Consider the following 18,875-nt stretch of genomic DNA (forward strand, 5'->3'; position numbering starts at 1 on the left):
CGCCGCGGCGCCGCCGGCCGTGCCGGTCCCGGTGGAGCCGGTGCCGGACAGGCCGCCGCCGGACAGGCCGTCGGAGGAGCCGAAGCCGGTGCCGCCGGAGTTGCCGTCCGCGGTGGTGCCGCCGGTGCCGGAGCCGCTCACCGGGGTGACGCCCTCGCCGGTGCCGCCGGATCCGGAGGAACCGTTCCCGTTCTCCGGGGTGCCGGGCTCACCGCCGGGCGGCGGGGCGGTCTGGTTGCCGGGCAGCTTGCCGTCCTGCGCGGCGACGTGCTGCACGGCCTCCTGGGCCTGCTGGCGCTGGGCGCCGGTCAGGGCGAGGTAGCCCTGGGTCAGCTGGCCCGGCGCGAGGCCGTAGGTCTGGCCGTCGGTGGTCACCGACTTGAGGAACTGCGCGATCGAGGCGGCCTTCTCGGCGGACACGCCGCCGGTCGGCACCATCGCGTACTGCACGGCGGTCAGCGGGTACGCCCGCTGGTCGCGGGAGAACGCGGTGTCCGGCGTGCCGTAGGGCAGCTGCTGGACCCCGGTGGCGGCGTCGGTCGGCATGTCGGCGACGGCGGCCTGGAAGCCGGCCGTGCCCGGCGCCACGAAGGAGCCGGCCGGGTTGCCCAGCGCGGCCTCGGGCAGCGAGAAGGCCTTGGCCTGCGCGGTGTCCATGATGGCGAGCAGCGCGCGCTGGCCGGGGATCTGCGCGGGGCAGGCCTTGTGGCTGCCGTCGGACTCGGTGTTCGGCTGCTGGCAGTTGGGCTGGTACTGCATCAGGTTGCGCGCCACCCGCCCGAGACCGTCGAGCGAGGGGTTCCACTCGTACTGCTTCCAGTGCTGGAAGTCGACGCCCGCGCTGCCCTGGGCGGGCCCGGAGAAGTCCTGGGTCTGGAACGCCTCCGCCGGGTAGCCGGCGAACCGCGGCTTCAGGTAGAAGGTGTCGACGCGCATGCCCCACGGGTCCGGCTCACCGTCGAGGAAGCGGCTCGCGTCCGGATCGGCGGCGAACCACGAGGTCAGCTGGTAGGTGAAGTCGGTGGTGCCGCCGGGGACGCCCGGGTAGATCGTCAGGGTGCCGCCGCAGCTCGTCGGCCAGTGGATCCCGTTGGCCGCCGTCTCCGGGTTCAGCTGCTTGAACTCGGGGTCGGTGAAGAGGCAGGTCGGGTTGCCGGCCACGGAGGGGATGCTCGTTCCCGGTGAGGCGTAGGACTGGGTGAGCAGTTTGGCCACCAGCCGGGCGTTCAGCTTCATGTCCCGGATCTGCCGGCCGGTCTTCGGGTCGTCGATCAGGTACGTGACCGAGATGCCGGTCGTGGCGAGCGGGGCGTAGACGTACGGACGGGTGGGCGGCGACCGGTCGGGCCGCGCCGTCAGCGCGACCTCGGTGGTGCCGCTGCCGGCCAGGAACGCCGCGCGGGCCTGCGGCTCGCCGCCGGCCGGGACGTAGCCCACGGTCATCGGCGATTCGCCCAGGCACAGGCCGGCCCGCCACTGCTGCATGGCCCGGTTGGCCATCTCCAGACCGGCGGCGCCGAAGGCCTGGCTGCTCGCCGCGCAGGAGTCCGGCGTGGGGGCGAAGGAGAGCGGGACCACGGTCCGGTGCTGCCAGGCGCACTGCTCGCTGGTCCGGTTGCCCGTCTTCCAGTTCTGGTTGCCGGGGGTCATGATCCCGTCGGCGGCGGTGTAGCCGTCCGGGTCGGTGTCCAGGTCGTGGAACTCGCAGTCGGCCTTGCCGTCGAGGACCTGGTAGAGGTCCAGCGGGTCGCCGCCGTAGTTCGGCTCGACCACCAGGGAGCAGGGGTGGGTCGCGTCACAGCCCAGCGTGGAGCTCTCCTTGGAGCTCCACACCTCGATCGAGGCGGTGCCCGAGCCGTCCGGGCCGGTCGCGGCGATCACCTGGTTGGTGGGCCACTCCGGGGTCTCCGTGCGCGTCGGCCGGGGCGGCTGCTCGAAGCCCTTCGTCGCGTCGCCGCCGTAGAGGGTGCTGCCGTAACAGTCCGTCACCGCCGGGTCGGTGCCGCGGCACTGGTAGATCCGCACCGCGTAGAGGATGTGGGTCGACAGCGGCTGCGCCGTCGGGGCCGGGGCGTTGGAGCCCAGGAAGACGGTCGGGGTGAAGCCGCTCCAGGAGACCTGGAGCACCTGGTTGGTCAGGTTGGCCGTCTGGGAGACGGTCACGCTTCCCGGCTGGCCGTACTTCTTGGTGGCCGGAATCCAGACCTTCGGGCCCGGAACCGTCACCGCCGAGTCGGCATGCGCCTGCGGCGCCGCGCCCAACCCGATCGGAATCACGGCGAGCGCCGCCACCACGGCCTTGACGAGTGCCAGGGCCGGTAGTCGACGGCGCCACCCCCCTTGGCCTCTCGGTTCGGGTACGGGGTTTCTCATGGCGAGGCCTCCGGGAGATGCGGGCCGCCGAGGGAGGCGGCGCGAGGGCGTCGATCGCGCTGGGGACGGACGATTCCGTGCGTACTATTCGGCCAGCCGGACATGGCGGGATCCGGTCGGCCAGATGTACGAGACCACAACGCGACGACTCCGTACCGGAGTTGGGAACTCCGCAAACGGGCGGGCCCACGCCGAGGCGCGGGCCCGCCGACCTGCGGTCCGGTACCGCGCGGGCGGTACCGGGTGGCTCAGTGCGCCGGGGTGTAGGACAGCGCGAGCTTGCCGATCTTCTGGCCGGCGGTGAAGTAGCCGGTGCCCAGCTTGGTATCCAGGTACTGCGCGCCCGCCGCGTCCACCTCGAAGCTGGAGGATGTCAGGTTCTGGGTGAGGCCGCTGCGGGTGATCACGTTGTCGCCGGACGGGTCAAGCAGCGGGACGGGGGTGGTCGAGCCGTTCGGCACCGCGGTGAAGTAGCCGTTGTCGACCGAGAAGTCGAGCTGCTTGAAGGTCACGCTCTTGCCGGTCTTCAGGTTCAGGAAGAGCAGGCCGCCGCCGAACTGCACGTCGCCGTAGAAGGAGGGGATGTTCGCAGCGCCGCCGGTCACCGGGAGCGTCACGGTGAGGCCCGCGGTCTGGTCGTACGCCGGGTTCGCGGGCTGGAGCGGGATGACCACGATGCCGTTGAGCGCGGCGTTCGTCAGGAAGTCGACGTCCGTGGTGATCACGGCCTGGCCGGCGGCCGGCGTGGTGGCCGTGTCGGCGACGGCGGCACCGCTCACCGCGGTCAGGGAGAGGACGACGGCGGCACCGGTCGCGGCCAGGCGGGCGCTGATGCGGGACATGCTGGACTCCTTGGGAGAGGGAGAGGTGAGGTGCTGGTGGTACGGGAGGGCTCAGGAGCGGGGGCTGCGGCCGCAGGCGATCCAGGAGAGTGGCCCGGCGGCCGCGGGGCGAGGCCCCGCGGCCGCCGGTGTGGTGCGGGGTGGCTCAGGAGTGGGTGACGGAGCCGCAGGCGAAGGAGGACAGCGGCAGGAAGCCGAAGCTCTTGATGTCGCTGGCGCCGTTGGTGCAGATCCAGCCGCCCTTGCCGAAGATGGCGCGCAGGGTGGCGTTCGAGGTCCACTCGGAGTCGCGGAAGACGTTGTAGACCACACGGGCGTACGGGGTGGCCGCGAAGTTGCCGCTGATCTGCTTGAGGGTGGTGTCCACCGGGCCGCCGGTGACGCCGTCGACGTTGCGGATGGTCAGCGGGCCCTGGACGTCGGCTCCGGTGCCCTTGCCGTAGTAGACCTGGCCGATGTAGTGGGCCACGGAGTAGGGGACCAGCGCGTTGACGTCGGCCAGGGCCGTGTCGCTGCCCTGGTTCTCCTGGGTGCCGCTGGTGACGCAGGCACCGGGGGTGACCGCGACGCCGCCACCGATGGTGGTCAGGAAGAACGAGCGGGTGCCCGAGTCGGACTGCGGCAGGAAGGGCTTGATGGTGGCGTTCGGCAGCGCCGGGTCGATCTGGTTCCAGGTGGTGACCGCGCAGGTGTAGATGTCCTTCAGGTTCGCGGTGCTCAGGTTCGCCGGGGCGTTGCCGGTGGCCGGGGCGGCCCAGGCGACGGCGTCCTTGGCGAAGCTCACGAAGTCGTCGGTCGTCGGGTCGGAGGACTGCGGGCCGCGCGAGGAGCGGGCGAAGTCCACCGTGGTGTTGGTGTAGGTGGTCAGCGCCTTGATGCCGGCACCGGAGCCGTTCGGGCGGGCGATCGTGGCGGCGCCGGCCTTCGGGGTGATGGTGGTGCCGGTCGGGGTCGCGTCCCAGCTGTAGACGCGGGGGGCGTTCGGGTCGGTCAGCGACGCGTTGTAGTCGGCGGCGAGCTGGTTCAGCACGGCCTGGGTGGTGTCCGAACCGGTGCCCGCGAAGTCGATGGCGCGGGGGGTCACGCCGGCGGCCGGGTCGGCGACGGCGGTGCCGCCCGCGACGGTCGCGAGGGAGGTCGCCAGGGCGGCGACGGTGAGCAGCTTGGCAGCGGTCTTACGCATGTTCCTCTTCCTCCGGGGGAGAGACGTACATCGCGTGAACCCGCACTCCGTTGGGGAGTTCGGGGCCGTGTGGCCGCGTCCGCTGCGGCCTCGCCGGCAGTGCCGATCCTGTCCGCCGGGGAGGTTCCGCCGGAAGAGAGGTCGAGTCCCGCCGGGGAATGTCGACTCATCGGTTCAGCGAGGTTTAGCCACTGGTCAGCGTGCACGTGACAGGGGCACTGCCCGGTCTCCGAAGCCGGTCGACGTTCTTCTCCAGGAGGCTGCTCGGGGTGTTGCCGGAAACCTGTCCTTCACCGGAACTGCACGGACCGGGACCGGAGCGGAGCCACCCCCTCCGGGAACGCCGACATGACGGTCCGTCGAACGACGGACCGTCATGGTTCCGGACGGTCAGAGGGGCCGGCGGCCGTCCCGCCCGGACCGCCGCAACTCCTGCCCCACCCACTGCAGTCCGGCCAGGAACCCCTCGATCCCCGCCTGGCACTGGTCCCGCCGCAGGTACCCCCGCGCACTGCGGGCGACCGGAACGGCGTCGGCCGTGCCCGGCCGGGTGCTGCGCACCGGCAGGTAGGCGGCCCAGACCCACTGACGCCCCTCGGACTGCCCGACCGAACACCGCAGCGCGGCCCGTTCGATCAGCAACACCCGTACGGCCTCGGCGAGTTCCTCCTCGCTCCGGTAGCTCCGCACGCCGACCCCGAGCGGCCGCCCGTTGGCGGCCCGCAGCACCCAGCCGAGACAGCGGTCGGCCGCCGGCACGGTCAGCAGCCGCGGACCGCGCCGTTCAGCGGCCATCGGTGCGTCTCAACGGCACCGCGGGCTCCGGGAGTTCGCGGGGCGGCTGCTTGGCGAGCAGCACCACGAACCGCCGGAAGGCGTTCTGGCAGGTCGCGTACCGCTCGTACGCGCGGCTGGAGCGCACCTCGGGGAAGGCCCGTGAACTCGGGACGACCCAGATCCAGCCGATGCCCTCCCGTACGTGGGTGATCCGCGCGGTGAGGTCGCCCGCCGTGGCGCGCAGTCCGTCGAAGCCCCGCTCGGCCTCGCCCACCGTCTCGAACGCGGCCGGGGTGATCGCGACCACCCGTCCGTTGGGCGCCTTCAGTTGCCAGCGGTAGCGCCCGTCCGCCGCCCGTTCGGCGCGGAAACCCCCTCGACTTGCCCCTGCTGCGGTGTAGCCGCGGCCGGCAGCGTTCACTGCCCCCTCCGTCCGGTTGCCCTCCGGATTCCCCTCCGAGCGGGAGCAAAGCTATGTGTGCACACGGAGGCGCCGAAAGCCCAGAACGTTCACAACTTGCGCTGTTGGCCCGGAAGTTCTCTCTCGTTTAACTTTCATCCGTCCTGGTCGGCAACCGGCCCGCAGACGCACCGCGAACAGCCGGGAACCGGTCGGGGACCGACCGGAAACGGTCAGAGCCGGGCGGTCCAGCGCACCATCGTCCCCTTGCGGTACGGCCCGCTCTCGTGCCAGGCGTCGCCGCCGAGCGCCTCGGCGCGCCGGGTGAGGTTGAGCAGCCCGCTGCGCCGGCCGCCCGCCGGGATGCCCACCCCGTCGTCGGTCACGGTGAGCAGCACACCGGGCCGCCCGCCCCGGTCCAGCGACTCCGGGTCGCCGCCCATCGGCCGCCCGTCCTCGTCCAGGTGGCTGGTCGCGTCGATCTCCACGCCGACCCGGGAGGCCCGCGCGTGCCGGGCCGTGTTGGAGAGCATCTCGCGCAGCGCGGCCAGCAGTTGACGGCCGGTCTTCTCGCCGACCAGGCTCTCCACCGGCCCGACGAAGCTCACCGAGGGCTTGAACCCGAGCGCGGCCGCGGCCTGGCTGGCCTCCCGCAGCACCCGGGTGCGCAGGGTGTCCGGGGCGTCGCCGTGGTTGTCGTGCTGGAGGGCGTAGATGGTGGTGCGGACCTCCTGGATGGTGGCGTCCAGCTCGTCCACCGCCTTGCCGATGCCGACCTTCACCTCGGGGACGATCGCCCGCCGGGCGGCGCTCTCCAGCATCATCCCGGTGGCGAACAGCCGCTGGATCACCAGGTCGTGCAGGTCGCGGGCGATCCGGTCGCGGTCCTGGAAGACGGCCAGGCGCTGCTGGTCGCGCTGGCCCTCGGCGAGCCGCAGGGCCAGCGCGGCCTGCGAGGCGAAGGTCTCGGCGAGCTGCTTCTCGCTGTCGGTGAACGGCACCGCGCCGGTGGGGCGCCAGACGCAGAGCCCGCCGAGCACCCGCCCGGCGGCGACCATCGGCACGGCCATGGACGGGCCGAAGCGGCGGGCGAGCCGGATCACCACCGTCGGGTCGCTGGACATGTCGTCCAGGTAGACGCTCTCCCCGGCGAGCAGCCGCGCCGCGAAGCTCTCCCTGGGCAGCAGTTCGCCGCGGACGTACTCGGCCAGTTCGCCGGAGGCGTGCGCGACCCGCATCTGCCCGTCGCCCTCGCCGCCGCCCTCCGGGCCGGTCGGCAGCAGGATCATGCCGAGCGCGGCGTCCGCCAGCTCCCGGACCTGCTCGGCCGCGACGGTCAGCGCGCTCTCGGCCTGCTCGGCGGAGAGCAGGGCGGTGGCGACGGCGGCGGCGCCGGCGATCCAGCGCTCTCGGCGCCGCCCCTCCTCGTACAGCCGGGAGTTCTCGATGGCCACGCCGGCCGCGGCGGCGAGGGCGTGCACCACCTGTTCGTCCTCGGGGGTGAAGGCGCCGCCGCCCTTCTTCTCGGTGAGGTAGAGGTTGCCGAACACCTCCGCCCGGACCCTGATCGGCACGCCCAGGAAGGTCCTCATGCACGGGTGGTGCGGCGGGAAGCCGGAGGAGCGCGGGTCGGCGCGCAGGTCGGCCAGCCGCAGCGGCTCGGGGCGGTCGATCAGCGCGCCGAGGATGCCCCGGCCGGCGGGCAGTTCGCCGATCTCGGCGGCGGTCCCGTCGTCGATCCCGACGTGGATGAAGTCGGCCAGGCCGGTGCCGCCGGGGGCGATCACGCCGAGTGCCGCGTACCGGGCGTCGACCAGCTCGGCCGCGCCCATGGCGATCCGGTGCAGGGTGGCGTGCAGGTCCAGTCCGGCCCCGATGGAGACCACCGCCTCCAGCAGCCGCTGCATCCGGTCGGTGACCGCGGCGGCCGACTGCAGGCGTTCGGCGACCTCGGTGACCAGCGTGTCCAGTCCGAGCGAGGCGATCTCGGGCACCCGATGGGGTGTCGGCTCGGCAGTGGCCTCGGGGAGGTCCGGCGTGGGGTCCATGAAGAAAGCCTAGTTTGTACGCTTTTCAGACGAAGGACGGCGCGACGGACGCGCGAGGCCGGTGCGGGCCCGGCCCGACGGCGGCCCGCCGGCGGCCCGGCAGCGGCGCCCGGCGGGCGGTACCGCCGGCCGCCGTACGGCCGTCAGCCCACCGGTTCGAGCAGCCCGTCCGCCTCCCGCTCCCGCCGCCACATCGCGTGCAGCCGCCCGTCCGGGTCGGCGACCAGCTCCGACCAGCGGCCCCGCTCCGCCACCCGGCCGCCGTCCAGCACCAGCACCTCGTCCACCGTGGCGTCGTCCAGCCCGGCCAGCCGGTGGGTGATCAGCACCGTGCTGCGGCCCTCGGTGGCGGCCAGCAGGTCGGCGGTCAGGGCGTCGGCGGTGGGCAGGTCGAGGTGCTCGGCGGGCTCGTCCAGGACCAGCACGGGGAAGTCCGCGAGCAGCGCCCGGGCGAGCGCGAGACGCCGGCGCTGGCCGCCGGAGAGCCGGGCGCCGTGCTCGCCGACCATGGTGTCCAGGCCGTCCGGCAGTCCCTCGGTCCACTCCAGCAGCCGGGCGGCGGCCAGGGCGGCGCGCAGCTCCTCCTCCCCCGCCCCCGGGCGGGCCAGCCGCAGGTTCTCCCGCAGCGAGCTGTCGAAGACGTGGGCGTCCTGGGCGCAGAGCCCGATCACCCGGCGGACGGACTCACCCGACAGCGCGCTCGCGTCCACGGCCCCGGCCGTTCCGTCGGCGAACCGCACCGTCCCGGCGCTCGGCTCCAGGAAGCGCAGCAGCGCCTGGGCGAGGGTGGTCTTGCCGGAGCCGGACGGGCCGACCACGGCGATCCGGCGGCCGGCCGCGAGGTCCAGGTCCACTCCGGTGAGCGCGTCCACCGGCTGCCCGGGGTGCCGGACGGTCAGCCCGCGCACCGCGACGGGCAGCGGCCGCTCGGGCAGCGCCAGCGGCTCGGCGGGCTCGGTGACCGGCTCCGGAGCGTTCAGCACCTCGTCCAGCCGGGCCCGCGCGGCGCGGCTGCGCTGGCGGGCCTGGACGGCGAGCGGCATCCCGGTGACGGCCTCGAAGGCGGCCAGCGGGGTCAGCACCACCACGGCCAGGCAGACCGGCGCCAGCACCCCGTCGCGCACGCCCTGGACGCCGACGGCGGCCGCGGCGGTCACGGTCAGTCCGGTGAGCAGGGCGATCAGACCGGTGCCGAGCGCCGTGGTGGCGGCCGAGCGGGCGGCCAGCCGGGTCAGCGCGGTGTCGGCCGCGCGGACCGCGGCCAGCCGGCCGGGCAGCGCACCGGCCACGGTGAGCTCGGCCGTACCGGTGAGGGCGTCCACCACGGTGGTGGCCAGCCGCCCGCGCGCCGGCGCCTGGCGCCGCTCCGCGCCGGCCGACCAGCGGGCGGCCAGCGCGGGCACCAGCGCGCCCGCGAGCAGCAGCCCGAGGCCGAGCACCAGCCCGGCGGCCGGCAGGAAGGCGGCCATCGCCGCCGTCGAGGCCAGCGCGACCAGCCCGGCCACCGCGGCCGGCAGCCGCCAGCGCAGGTAGTGGTCCTGGACCGCGTCCACGTCGGCGACCAGCCGGGAGAGCAGGTCGCCGCGGCGGAAGGCGGGCAGTCCGGCCGGGGCGAGCGCGCTCAGCCGGCGGTACACGGCGGCCCGCAGGGTACCGAGGGTGCGCAGCACCGCGTCGTGGGAGACCAGCCGCTCGGCGTAGCGGAAGACGCTGCGGCCGATGCCGAAGGCCCGGACGGACGTGACCGCCATCATCAGGTAGAGCACCGGCGGCATCTGGGAGGCCCGGGAGATCAGGTAGCCGGAGGTGGCCATCAGCGCGACGGCGCAGCCCAGGGCGAGCGCCCCGAGCAGGATCGCGAGCGCCAGCCTGGGGGTGGTGCCGCCCTCGGCGCCGGGCTCCTCGGCCGCGGCGGGGGCCGGGGTGGGCCTGCCGCTGTGGGCGAGCGGGGCGACCGGTTCGGCGGCCGGGAGGGCGGGCGGTCCCGCCAGCCGTACCCGCCGGTCGGCGGCGGCCAGCAGGGCCGGCCGGTGCGCGACCACCAGCACGGTGCGCGCCGGGTCCCCGGTGAGCGCCCGGACGGCGTCCACCACGGCCGCCTCGGAGGCGCCGTCCAGGTTGGCGGTCGGCTCGTCCAGCAGCACCAGCGGCCGGTCCTCGGCGAGCAGCACCCGGGCCAGGGCGAGGCGCTGGCGCTGTCCGGCGGAGAGCCCGGCGCCGTCCTCCCCCAGGACGGCCGCCAGGTCGGTCACGAAGTCGAGCGCGTGCGCGGCCCGCAGCGCCGTCCACAGCTGCTCGTCGGTGGCCTCCGGCCGGTAGAGCCGCAGGTTCTCGGCGACCGTCCCGGCGAAGAGGTGGGGGTGCTGGGGCACCCAGGCGATCTGCCGCCGCCAGCTCCCCGGGTCCAGCTCGGCCAGGTCGTACCGGCGGCCGTCGGCGGCGGTGATCCGGACGGTGCCCTCGTCGGGGGCGGTGAGGCCCAGCAGGACGGCCAGCAGGGTGGACTTCCCGGCGCCGCTGGGGCCGGTGAGCGCCGTGCCGGAGCCCGGGTACAGGGTCAGCCCGGCGCCGTCCAGCGCGGGCTCGGTGCGCCCGGGGTGCCGGACGACCAGGCCCTCGGCGGTGATCACGGCACCCGCGAGGTCGGGCGCCGGGACGGTGCCGGCGGCGGGCAGCGGGGTCTCCAGCACCTGGAACAGCTCGTCGGCGGCGGTCAGTCCCTCGACGCTGGAGTGGTAGAGCGCGCCGACCTGGCGGATCGGGAAGTACACCTCGGGGGCGAGCACCAGGATCAGCAGCCCGGTCTCCAGGTCGAGCGTGCCGTCCACCAGCCGGAAGCCGACGGTGACGGCGACCAGCGCGACGGACAGCGTGGAGAGCAGTTCCAGGGTGAAGGAGGAGACGAAGGCGATCCGCAGGGTGCGCAGGGTGGCCCGGCGGTAGTCGGCGGTGATCCGGGCGATCGTGGCGGCCTGGGTGCGGGCCCGGTTGAACACCTTGAGGGTGGGCAGTCCCGCGACCACGTCGAGGAAGTGGTGGGAGAGCCGGGCCAGGGTGTTCCACTGCCGGTCCATCCGGGACTGGGTGGCCATCCCGATCAGCACCATGAACAGCGGGATCAGCGGCAGCGTCCCGGCGATGACCGCGGCCGAGGTGAAGTCGGCGCCGACGATCCGCAGCAATACGATCACCGGGACGACCACGGCCAGAGCCAACTGCGGCAGGTAGCGGGCGAAGTAGTCGTCCAGCGCGTCGATGCCGCGGGTGGCGAGGGTGGTGAGTTCGCCGGTGCGCCGGCCCGCCAGGTAGGACGGCCCGAGCGCGGTGGCGTGGTCGAGCAGCCGGCGCCGCAGGGTGGACTTCACCCGGGCGACGGAGCGGTGCGCGGTGAGCTCGGTGAGCCAGCCGACCAGCCCGCGCCCGACCGCCGTCAGGGCGAGCAGCAGCAGTGGCGCGGTCAGTTCGCCGAGCGTCGCCCCGCGCTGGAAGGCGCGGACGACGATCTCGGCGATCAGACTCGCCTGGGCGACCACCAGGGCCGCGCCGACCGCGCCGAGCAGCACGGATCCGGCGAGGAAGGCCCTGGTGGTGCGGGCGTACCCGAGGAGTCGGGGGTCGACCGGCTTCACGGCGTCAGGCCTGGTCGAGCTGGGCGGCCGGGTCGTGCCCGGGGATGTGCTGGACGCCGATCCGCTTGCGGAACACCCAGTAGGTCCAGCCCTGGTAGAGCATCACCAGCGGGGTGAAGATCGCCGCCACGATGGTCATCACCTTCAGCGTGTACGGCGAGGACGCCGCGTTGCTGACGGTCAGGCTCCACTCCGGGTCGAGGGTGGAGGGCATGACGTCCGGGAAGAGCGCCAGGAAGAGCATCCCGACCGCGGCCACGATGGTCAGCCCGGAGAGCGAGAACGCCCAGCCCTCGCGGCGCAGCTGGTTCGCCGCCAGCGCGCCGAGCAGGGCGACCACCGCGACGACCATCGCGGCGAGGCTGCGGCCGTTGCCGTGGTCGGCCTGGGTCCAGACCAGGAAGACCAGCGCCAGCACGGCGGTCGCCAGCCCGGACAGCAGCGCGGCCCGGCGGGCCCGCTCCCGGATCTCGCCGACCGTCTTGAGCACGGCGAACACCGAGCCGTGGAAGGTGAACAGGGCGAGCGTCACCAGGCCGCCGAGCAGCGCGTACGGGTTGAGCAGGTCCCAGAGGGTGCCGGTGTAGTTCTTCTGCGCGTCGATGTCCACGCCGCGCACGATGTTGGCGAAGGCCACGCCCCACAGGAAGGCCGGCAGGAGGGAGGTCCAGAAGAGGGCCTCCTCCCAGTTCCGCTGCCAGCGCTCGCCGTCGCGCTTGTGCCGGTACTCGAAGGCCACGCCGCGGATGATCAGGCAGACCAGGATGACCAGCAGCGGGATGTAGAAGCCGCTGAAGAGCGTCGCGTACCAGTCCGGGAAGGCCGCGAAGGTGGCGCCTCCGGCGGTCAGCAGCCAGACCTCGTTGCCGTCCCAGACCGGGCCGATGGTGTTGATCAGCACCCGCCGCTCGGCGGTGTTCCGGGCCAGCGGCTTGAGCAGCACGCCGATCCCGAAGTCGAAGCCCTCCAGGAAGAAGTAGCCGATCCACAGGACCGCGATCAGCACGAACCAGACGTCGTGGAGTTGCATGTCAGATCCTCAGTTCCCCAGTGGTCCCGGCGCCTCAGTAGGCGAAGGCGAGCGGCTTGTCGGCGTCCTCGTCCGAGGACGGTCCGCGCAGGGACGGGTCCTTGGTGGGCGGCTGCTCGGTCACCACCGGGCCGGCCTTGGCGTACTTGACCAGCAGCCGGACCTCGATGACCGCCAGGATCGCGTACAGCGTGGTGAAGGTCGCCAGCGCCCCGATCTGGGTGCCGACGCCGACGTTGGGGGAGACCGCGCTGGCCGTGGTCATCAGGCCGAAGACGGCCCAGGGCTGACGGCCCATCTCGGTGAAGATCCAGCCGAAGCTGTTGGCGATCAGCGGGAAGCCCATGGTCAGGATGCCGATCCGCCAGCTCCACTTGGTCAGCTGCGGCCCCAGCTCGCGCCTGGGGGTGAGCATCAGCCGGGGCACCTCGGTCTCGCCGGTGCGGAACTCGGGGTGCAGGAAGAGCTTCTTCCGGGTGGTCCAGAGGCCGATCAGGCCGGCCACGAAGGAGGTCATCCCGAAGCCGATCATGAGGCGGAAGCCCCAGTAGGTGACGAAGATGCTCGGGATGTAGTCCTTGGGGTCGCCGCCGTGCTGGGCGGCTTCGGCGGCGGCGGTGTCGTTGATGCCGGGGACGGACGAGCTGAAGTCGTTGTGGGCGAGGAAGGACAGTATTCCGGGGATCTCCAGGGCGACCGAGTTGTGGCCCTTGCTGACGTCACCGACGGCGAACACCGAGAACGGCGCCGGCGCCTGGGTCTCCCAGAGCGCCTCGGCGGCGGCCATCTTCATCGGCTGCTGCTCGAACATGACCTTGCCCAGGGTGTCGCCGCTGAGCGCGGTGCCGGCGCCGAAGATCACCGCGAGCACCAGGCCGAGCCGCAGCGAGGTGCGCATCGCGGCGGTCTTCTTCGGGTCGGCGGTTTCCGGCTTGCGCTTGGCCTTCCAGAGGTGGAAGGAGGCGATGCCGACGACGAAGGCCGCACCGGTGAGGAACGCGGCGGTCAGGGTGTGGAAGACCACCACCAGGGTGGTGTTCTGGAACAGCACCCGTACGACGTCGGTCAGTTGGGCCTTGCCGGTGACCGGGTCGATCGCGTAGCCGACCGGGTGCTGCATCCAGGAGTTGGCGGCCAGGATGAAGTAGCCCGAGAGCACGGTGCCCAGCGCCACCATCCACATGCAGGCGGCGTGGATCTTCCTCGGCAGCTTGTCCCAGCCGAAGATCCACAGCCCGATGAAGGTGGACTCGAAGAAGAAGGCGATCAGCGCCTCCATCGCGAGCGGGGCGCCGAACACGTCACCGACGAAGCGGGAGTAGTCGGACCAGTTCATGCCGAACTGGAACTCCTGGACGATGCCGGTGACCACGCCCATCGCGATGTTGATGAGGAAGAGCTTTCCCCAGAACTTGGTCGCGTGGAAGTACTTCTCCTTGTTCGTCCGCACCCAGGCGGTCTCCAGACCGGCCACGATCGCGGCCAGGCTGATCGTGAGCGGGACGAAGAGGAAGTGGTAGACGGTGGTGATGCCGAATTGCCATCGCGCGATGGTCTCGTGAGCGATTGCCAGTTCCACGTCGCCCTCTCTCCCAACCTGCCCGCGTGATGACGGGCATCTTCCGGACAAACTTCATCTATAGCCGTAGACCGTTGCTCAACCACGCAAGCTTGTCCGCTTGTGAACGTGAACACGTTCACAAGGAGCAGTATCCACCATCCTTACGGGGGAACTGCAGGTGGGGTGGGGTGGACGGTCTGTGGGGTGCGTCACGGCCCGCGGCGCGGTCCGCACAGTCTGCGGACCGACCGCGGGCCGGAGCAACGAACGACCGGGCGGGTGGCCGGAAGTTGTTGGCCGAACCGGCGCTTGACAGGCTCGCGGGCCGGTCGCACCGACCGCGCCCACGTGCTAGGACGCGGCCCCGGCACGGCCCTGCCGCGTCTCCTCCGGCGCGGGCCGCGGGGCGCGCTACGCCCGGCCGAGCAGCTCGGTGCCCGGGGCGGAACCGGCGCGGGCCGTGAAGAACCCGGTGAAGCCCGCGAGGAACTCCTCCCGGGTGATCCGACCGTCCCCGTCGGCGTCCAGCCGGCGGAAGCCGTGCGACAGATCCGCCGGGTGCGTCCTCGGCCCGCCGAACACGGCGCGGTACTCGTCGAACTCCAGGAAGCCGCTGCCGTCCGAGTCGGCCGCGGCGAACACCGCCCGCAGCGCCGGCAGCAGCCCCCGCTCCAGGTAGGCCTCGTCCCGGTCGCAGCCGGCCAGGGTGGCCGCCACGAACTCCTCCTGACCGACCCTCCCGTCGCCGTCGGCGTCCATCACCGTGCGCAGCTGCTCCCACCAGCTGTCGAAGGCCTCGTACACCCGGGCCTCACCGGCCTCGTCCAGCTCCAGCCGCCAGCACACGTTGTGCGCCATCGCCCGCAGGTCGTGCACCGTGACGAAGCCGTCGCCGGTCTGGTCCAGCACCTCGCGGAAGAAACGGTCCAGCCGGGGCGCGCGGCCGTCCCGCTCCGGCCCGCGGCGCTCCGGCCCCCGGCGCTCCGGCCCGGACGGCTCCGGGGAGCGGTAGCGCAGCCGGTCCGGCAGTCGGGGGACGACCGCGCCGGCGCCGCGGTGCAGGACGGCGGACAGCAGCGCGCCCCGCCGGGTGCGGACCAGCCCGAACCGCTCCAGCACCACCGGCGGCAGGTCCGCCACCGTCAGCTCGCGGACCGCCCGGGCGACCACCAGCCGCAGCAGCCGCCAGCCCGTGTCGCCGAGGAACCCGAGCCGGCGCGGCCGCGGCGCCTCGCGCAGCAGGTCGTCCAGCAGGTAGCGCGCCGCCTCGGTGAACTCCAGCCGCTCCCGCGCGTACCGGGCGAAGTAGGCCGGCAACTCCCCCACCGTGGCCGGGATCTCGCCCTCGGGGAGCCCGAAGGCGGCGACCGCCTCGCGGAACTCCGCGTACGCTGACGCCGACTCCCCCGCGCCGTACCCGTCCCCGCCCAGCCGGCGCATCGCGGCCACGCACTCGAAGAGCGTCAGCAGCACCCACGCCCTGGTCGCCGCGTCCGCGGCGTCGTACGGCTCCCCGTCGGGGCCCGTCCCCCGGATCCGCTTGTGCGCCCGCTCCAGCCGCGCGATCTCCCGGCGCAGCGTCTCCGCGTCCTGGTAGAACAGCCGCCGCCCGCTGCCCAGCGTGTGCTCCACCCGCCGCCACGGGTGCGCCCGGTACGTCGAGTGCTCGACCATCCCCGCCGACACCATCGGGTCCGCCGCCTGCAGGATCAGCAGCCGCCACGCGACCAGCATGATCCGCCACTCCGACAGGTCCCGCTTGAACGAGGCCGGCCGGTCAGCCACGGCGCTCGCCGGTGATGTCGGGCCCGATCACGAACCCCTTGGCGGGGCCCTCGGGGATCACGGCCTCCTTGCCGTAGGGGACGCGGGTGGAGGAGCCGTACTCACGGCGTTCGGCATCGGGTTCGGTGAGGACGGTGACGGCACCGCCGTCGTCGTGGTCGTCGATGATCACGTACACCGGGATGCCGGCGGCCGCGTAGGCACGCCGCTTCAGGACGTGATCGCGGCGGCGGTTCTCGGCTCCGGGAGAGACGGTCTCGACGACGAGGAGAACACCGGAAGCAACCAGGCCCTTTCCCTCCGGGTGCTCGATCTCCTCGATCTCCCGCTGAGCGACGAACACGTCGGGGATGAGCACTTTGAGCCCGTCGATGACGTTGCAGTCGTTCCCCGGCCGCCATTCACTGCCGCGCAACTGCACGAACAGACCTTCGAGAACCCGGTTGTTGACATCGAAATGGCGGCTGCTGCCGGTGGGTGACAACGTGATCGTCCCCTCGATGATCTCCGCTCGGAAGCCCTCGGGCACATCCATGGACTTCCACGCCTGCCACAGCAACTGGTCCAGGTTCACGACGGTCCTCTCGGCGACGAGCGCGCTCATTGAGACACCCCACTTCCCGTCCAGTGTGATCAGCCCGTGCGAGCCCGCACAAGCAACGGCAGCACGGTCGCACACGACCGGGGGGCCGACCGGGTGAACGGCGGCGGGTTCACTCGATCGAGGAGTTTCGGGGCCGGGAACGCCGGAACCGCGGGACCGGCCGGGCCTGTCCCGTGGTGCGGGAGCGCGGCGTTCGGACTCGCGGGCGTCCGGTCAGCGCTGGCGGGGGAGTTCGACGCGGAAGGTGGCGCCCTCGCCCGGGGCGGTGTGCAGGGTGAGGGTGCCGCCGTGGGCGCGGGTGAGGGCGGTGGCGATGGCGAGGCCGAGGCCTGCGCCGCCCCCGTTGTCGCGGCTGCGGGAGGCGTCGACCCGGAAGAACCGGTCGAAGACCCGCTGGGCCTGCTCCTCGGTGAGGCCCGGGCCGGAGTCGGCGACCTCCAGCAGACAGACGCCGCCGGGCCCGGCGCCCACCCCGATCCGGACCGGCGTGCCGGCGGGGGTGTGCTTGACCGCGTTGCCGACCAGGTTGGTGACCACCTGCCGCAGCCGCGCCTCGTCGCCGACGACGGGCGCGGCGCCGGGCGCACCGGTGCCGGCCGGGCCGGTGAGCGCGACCGGGCGGCTCGGGTCGAGGGCGGTGAGGTCGTGCAGGGCGTCGGCGGCGAGGGTGCGCAGGTCCATCGGGGCGAGGTCGAGCGGGCGCTCCTCGTCGAGGCGGGCGAGCACCAGCAGGTCCTCGACCAGGGCGCCCATCCGGTCGGCCTCGCTCTCGATCCGGGTCATGGTCCGCGTGACGTCGTCCTCGGTGGGCAGCGCGCCCATCCGGTACAGCTCGGCGAAGCCGCGGATTCCGGCCAGCGGGGTGCGCAGTTCGTGCGAGGCGTCGGCGACGAAGCGCCGCATCCGGGCCTCGGACTCGGCGCGGGCCGCGAAGGCCGCCTCGATCTGGGTGAGCATCCCGTTGAGCGCGACCGACAGCCGACCGACCTCGGTGCCCGGGGAGAGCTCCGGCATCCGGTGCGACAGCTCGCCGGCCGCGATCCGCTCGGCGCCCTCCTCGATCCGGCGCAGCGGCCGCAGCCCGGCCCGCACCGCGAAGAAGCCGAGCGCGGCGATCAGCAGCAGGACGCCGCCGCCGATGGCCAGGAAGGAGGTGTTCAGCTTGCCGAGGGTGGCGTCGATGTCCTCCCGGGAGACCGCCACCATGACATGGGTCGGCGTGACCTCCGGCGCGGCGTACGCGCTGGGGCCGACGGCCTGCCCGCGGGGCGGCTGGAGCGGCAGCACCAGCACCCGCCAGCTGTGGTGGCCGCGCTGGTCGGGCAGGTCGAAGGGGACGTCGGGGGCGGTCCTGGTCGGGTCGAGTCCGGCCAGCTGGGGCGCCGGGTCGCTGTCCGAGACCGGTTGGCGCATCGCCGCCTGGACCTTGCCGTCCGAGGAGAGGTACTGCACCAGGTACTGGCTGGGCAGGCTGACCCGCCGGCCGGCGACCGCGGGCCGGCCGCCGGCCTGCGCGGTCAGCTGGCTCGGGGGCTTGCGGGAGAGCGGCAGTCCGTACCGCTGGAGCTGCTCGTCCAGCTGCTGCACCAGCTGGGCCCGTACGGTGCCGAGCACGAAGGCGTCGCTGACCGCGAGCCCGGTGGTGACCAGCACGAGCGCGAGCACCAGCAGGCGGGCGCGCAGCGACAGCCGGGAGGAGAACCGGGCGAACACGGGCGGGGTCCGGTCAGCCCTGCGGGGGGCGGCGCAGGACGTAGCCGATGCCGCGCACGGTGTGGATCAGCTTGGGGCCGTGCGCCGGGCCGGAGTCGAGCTTGCGGCGCAGGTAGGAGATGTACGACTCGACGATGGAGAGGTCCCCGCCGAAGTCGTAGGCCCAGACGTGGTCGAGGATCTGCGACTTGGAGACCACCCGGCCGACGTTGGCCATCAGGTAGTGCAGCAGCTTGAACTCGGTCGGGGAGAGCGAGACCGCGGTGCCGCCCCGGGTGACCTCGTGGGCGACCGGGTCGAGGCTGAGGTCGGCGACGATCAGCCGGCCGTCCTCGGCGGGGCCGCCGGCCCGGCGCAGGATGGCGCGGATCCGGGCGATCAGCTCCTCCAGGCTGAACGGCTTGGTGACGTAGTCGTCCGCGCCGGCGGCCAGGCCCTGCACCTTGTCGCCGACGCCGTCCTTGGCGGTGAGGAAGAGCACCGGCAGGTGGTCGCCGGGGTGTCCGTGGGCCGGCCCGGCTATCTGGCCGCGGCTGGTGCGCTCGCGCAGCTTCTCGACGACGGTGAAGCCGTCGAGGTCGGGGAGCATCACGTCGAGCACGACCAGGTCGGGGCGTTCGACGGCGACCAGTTCGAGCGCCTCGGTGCCGCTGGCGGCGGAGGCGACGCGGAAGCCGGAGAAGCGCAGCGAGGCGGAGAGCAGCTCGCGGATGTTGGGCTCGTCGTCCACGACGAGCAGGAACGCTTCGCCCTGGCCCCCGGCCGCCGTGGGGCCGCCTGGTGTGGTGACAGTGCCTTGCACGGGGCTTTCGCCTCCCGGTCGGACGATGACGTTCAGCATGAGGCTAGCCCCCGGAGGCTATGCGGCATGGATGAATGTTGGATTAACACCTTATCGGTCGGTTTTTGGGCGATCGGCGCACAGGGGCG

12 protein-coding genes and 1 pseudogene are annotated in these 18,875 nt (G+C 73.1%); all 13 read right to left on the reverse strand.

From position 1 onward, the window contains the following. Positions 1–2,226, reverse strand: a pseudogene (locus AB0E96_RS24005) (hypothetical protein); the annotation flags it as partial. 395 nt (positions 2,227–2,621) lie between these two features. Further along, entirely contained in the window at positions 2,622–3,215 is a 594-nt protein-coding gene (locus AB0E96_RS24010) for a hypothetical protein (RefSeq protein ID WP_359827202.1), read from the reverse strand. A 145-nt stretch (positions 3,216–3,360) separates the two neighbouring features. Then, positions 3,361–4,398 (reverse strand): substrate-binding domain-containing protein, encoded by a 1,038-nt coding sequence (locus AB0E96_RS24015; RefSeq protein ID WP_359827205.1) that lies wholly within the window; start codon positions 4,396–4,398, stop codon positions 3,361–3,363. A gap of 390 nt (positions 4,399–4,788) precedes the next feature. Continuing rightward, a complete protein-coding gene (locus tag AB0E96_RS24020) occupies positions 4,789–5,193 on the reverse strand; it encodes a hypothetical protein (RefSeq protein WP_359827207.1) in 405 nt (134 codons plus the stop codon). Beyond that, positions 5,183–5,596: a hypothetical protein gene (locus AB0E96_RS24025; RefSeq protein WP_359827210.1), complete on the reverse strand. Its 414-nt coding sequence runs from the start codon at positions 5,594–5,596 to the stop codon at positions 5,183–5,185. The genes AB0E96_RS24020 and AB0E96_RS24025 overlap by 11 nt, the downstream gene beginning before the upstream one ends. A gap of 212 nt (positions 5,597–5,808) precedes the next feature. Beyond that, positions 5,809–7,482, reverse strand: a complete 1,674-nt coding sequence (locus AB0E96_RS24030) for a GAF domain-containing protein (RefSeq protein WP_359827228.1) — start codon at positions 7,480–7,482, stop codon at positions 5,809–5,811. Between the two features lie 284 nt (positions 7,483–7,766). Then, positions 7,767–11,252: a thiol reductant ABC exporter subunit CydD gene (gene cydD / locus AB0E96_RS24035; RefSeq protein ID WP_359827213.1), complete on the reverse strand. Its 3,486-nt coding sequence runs from the start codon at positions 11,250–11,252 to the stop codon at positions 7,767–7,769. 4 nt (positions 11,253–11,256) lie between these two features. Next, the gene (cydB, locus tag AB0E96_RS24040) at positions 11,257–12,282 is read right to left on the reverse strand and encodes a cytochrome d ubiquinol oxidase subunit II (RefSeq protein WP_359827215.1); all 1,026 of its coding nucleotides are present in this window, start codon (positions 12,280–12,282) and stop codon (positions 11,257–11,259) included. A gap of 34 nt (positions 12,283–12,316) precedes the next feature. After that, positions 12,317–13,861, reverse strand: a complete 1,545-nt coding sequence (locus tag AB0E96_RS24045; RefSeq protein ID WP_359827218.1) for a cytochrome ubiquinol oxidase subunit I — start codon at positions 13,859–13,861, stop codon at positions 12,317–12,319. Between the two features lie 393 nt (positions 13,862–14,254). Then, a complete protein-coding gene (locus tag AB0E96_RS24050; RefSeq protein WP_359827220.1) occupies positions 14,255–15,628 on the reverse strand; it encodes an EF-hand domain-containing protein in 1,374 nt (457 codons plus the stop codon). Then, complete coding sequence (locus tag AB0E96_RS24055; protein ID WP_359827223.1) at positions 15,621–16,232, reverse strand: Uma2 family endonuclease; 612 nt, start codon at positions 16,230–16,232, stop codon at positions 15,621–15,623. Before AB0E96_RS24055 ends, AB0E96_RS24050 begins: the two co-directional genes overlap by 8 nt. 213 nt (positions 16,233–16,445) lie before the next feature. Next, positions 16,446–17,945 carry a HAMP domain-containing sensor histidine kinase gene (locus AB0E96_RS24060; protein WP_359827225.1) on the reverse strand — a complete coding sequence of 500 codons (1,500 nt, stop codon included), beginning with the start codon at positions 17,943–17,945 and terminating at the stop codon, positions 16,446–16,448. A gap of 13 nt (positions 17,946–17,958) precedes the next feature. Continuing rightward, positions 17,959–18,684, reverse strand: a complete 726-nt coding sequence (locus AB0E96_RS24065) for a response regulator transcription factor (RefSeq protein WP_359827230.1) — start codon at positions 18,682–18,684, stop codon at positions 17,959–17,961. Positions 18,685–18,875 lie beyond the last annotated feature (191 nt).

This window comes from Kitasatospora sp. NPDC036755, from assembly GCF_040636595.1.
Taxonomy (GTDB): domain Bacteria; phylum Actinomycetota; class Actinomycetes; order Streptomycetales; family Streptomycetaceae; genus Kitasatospora.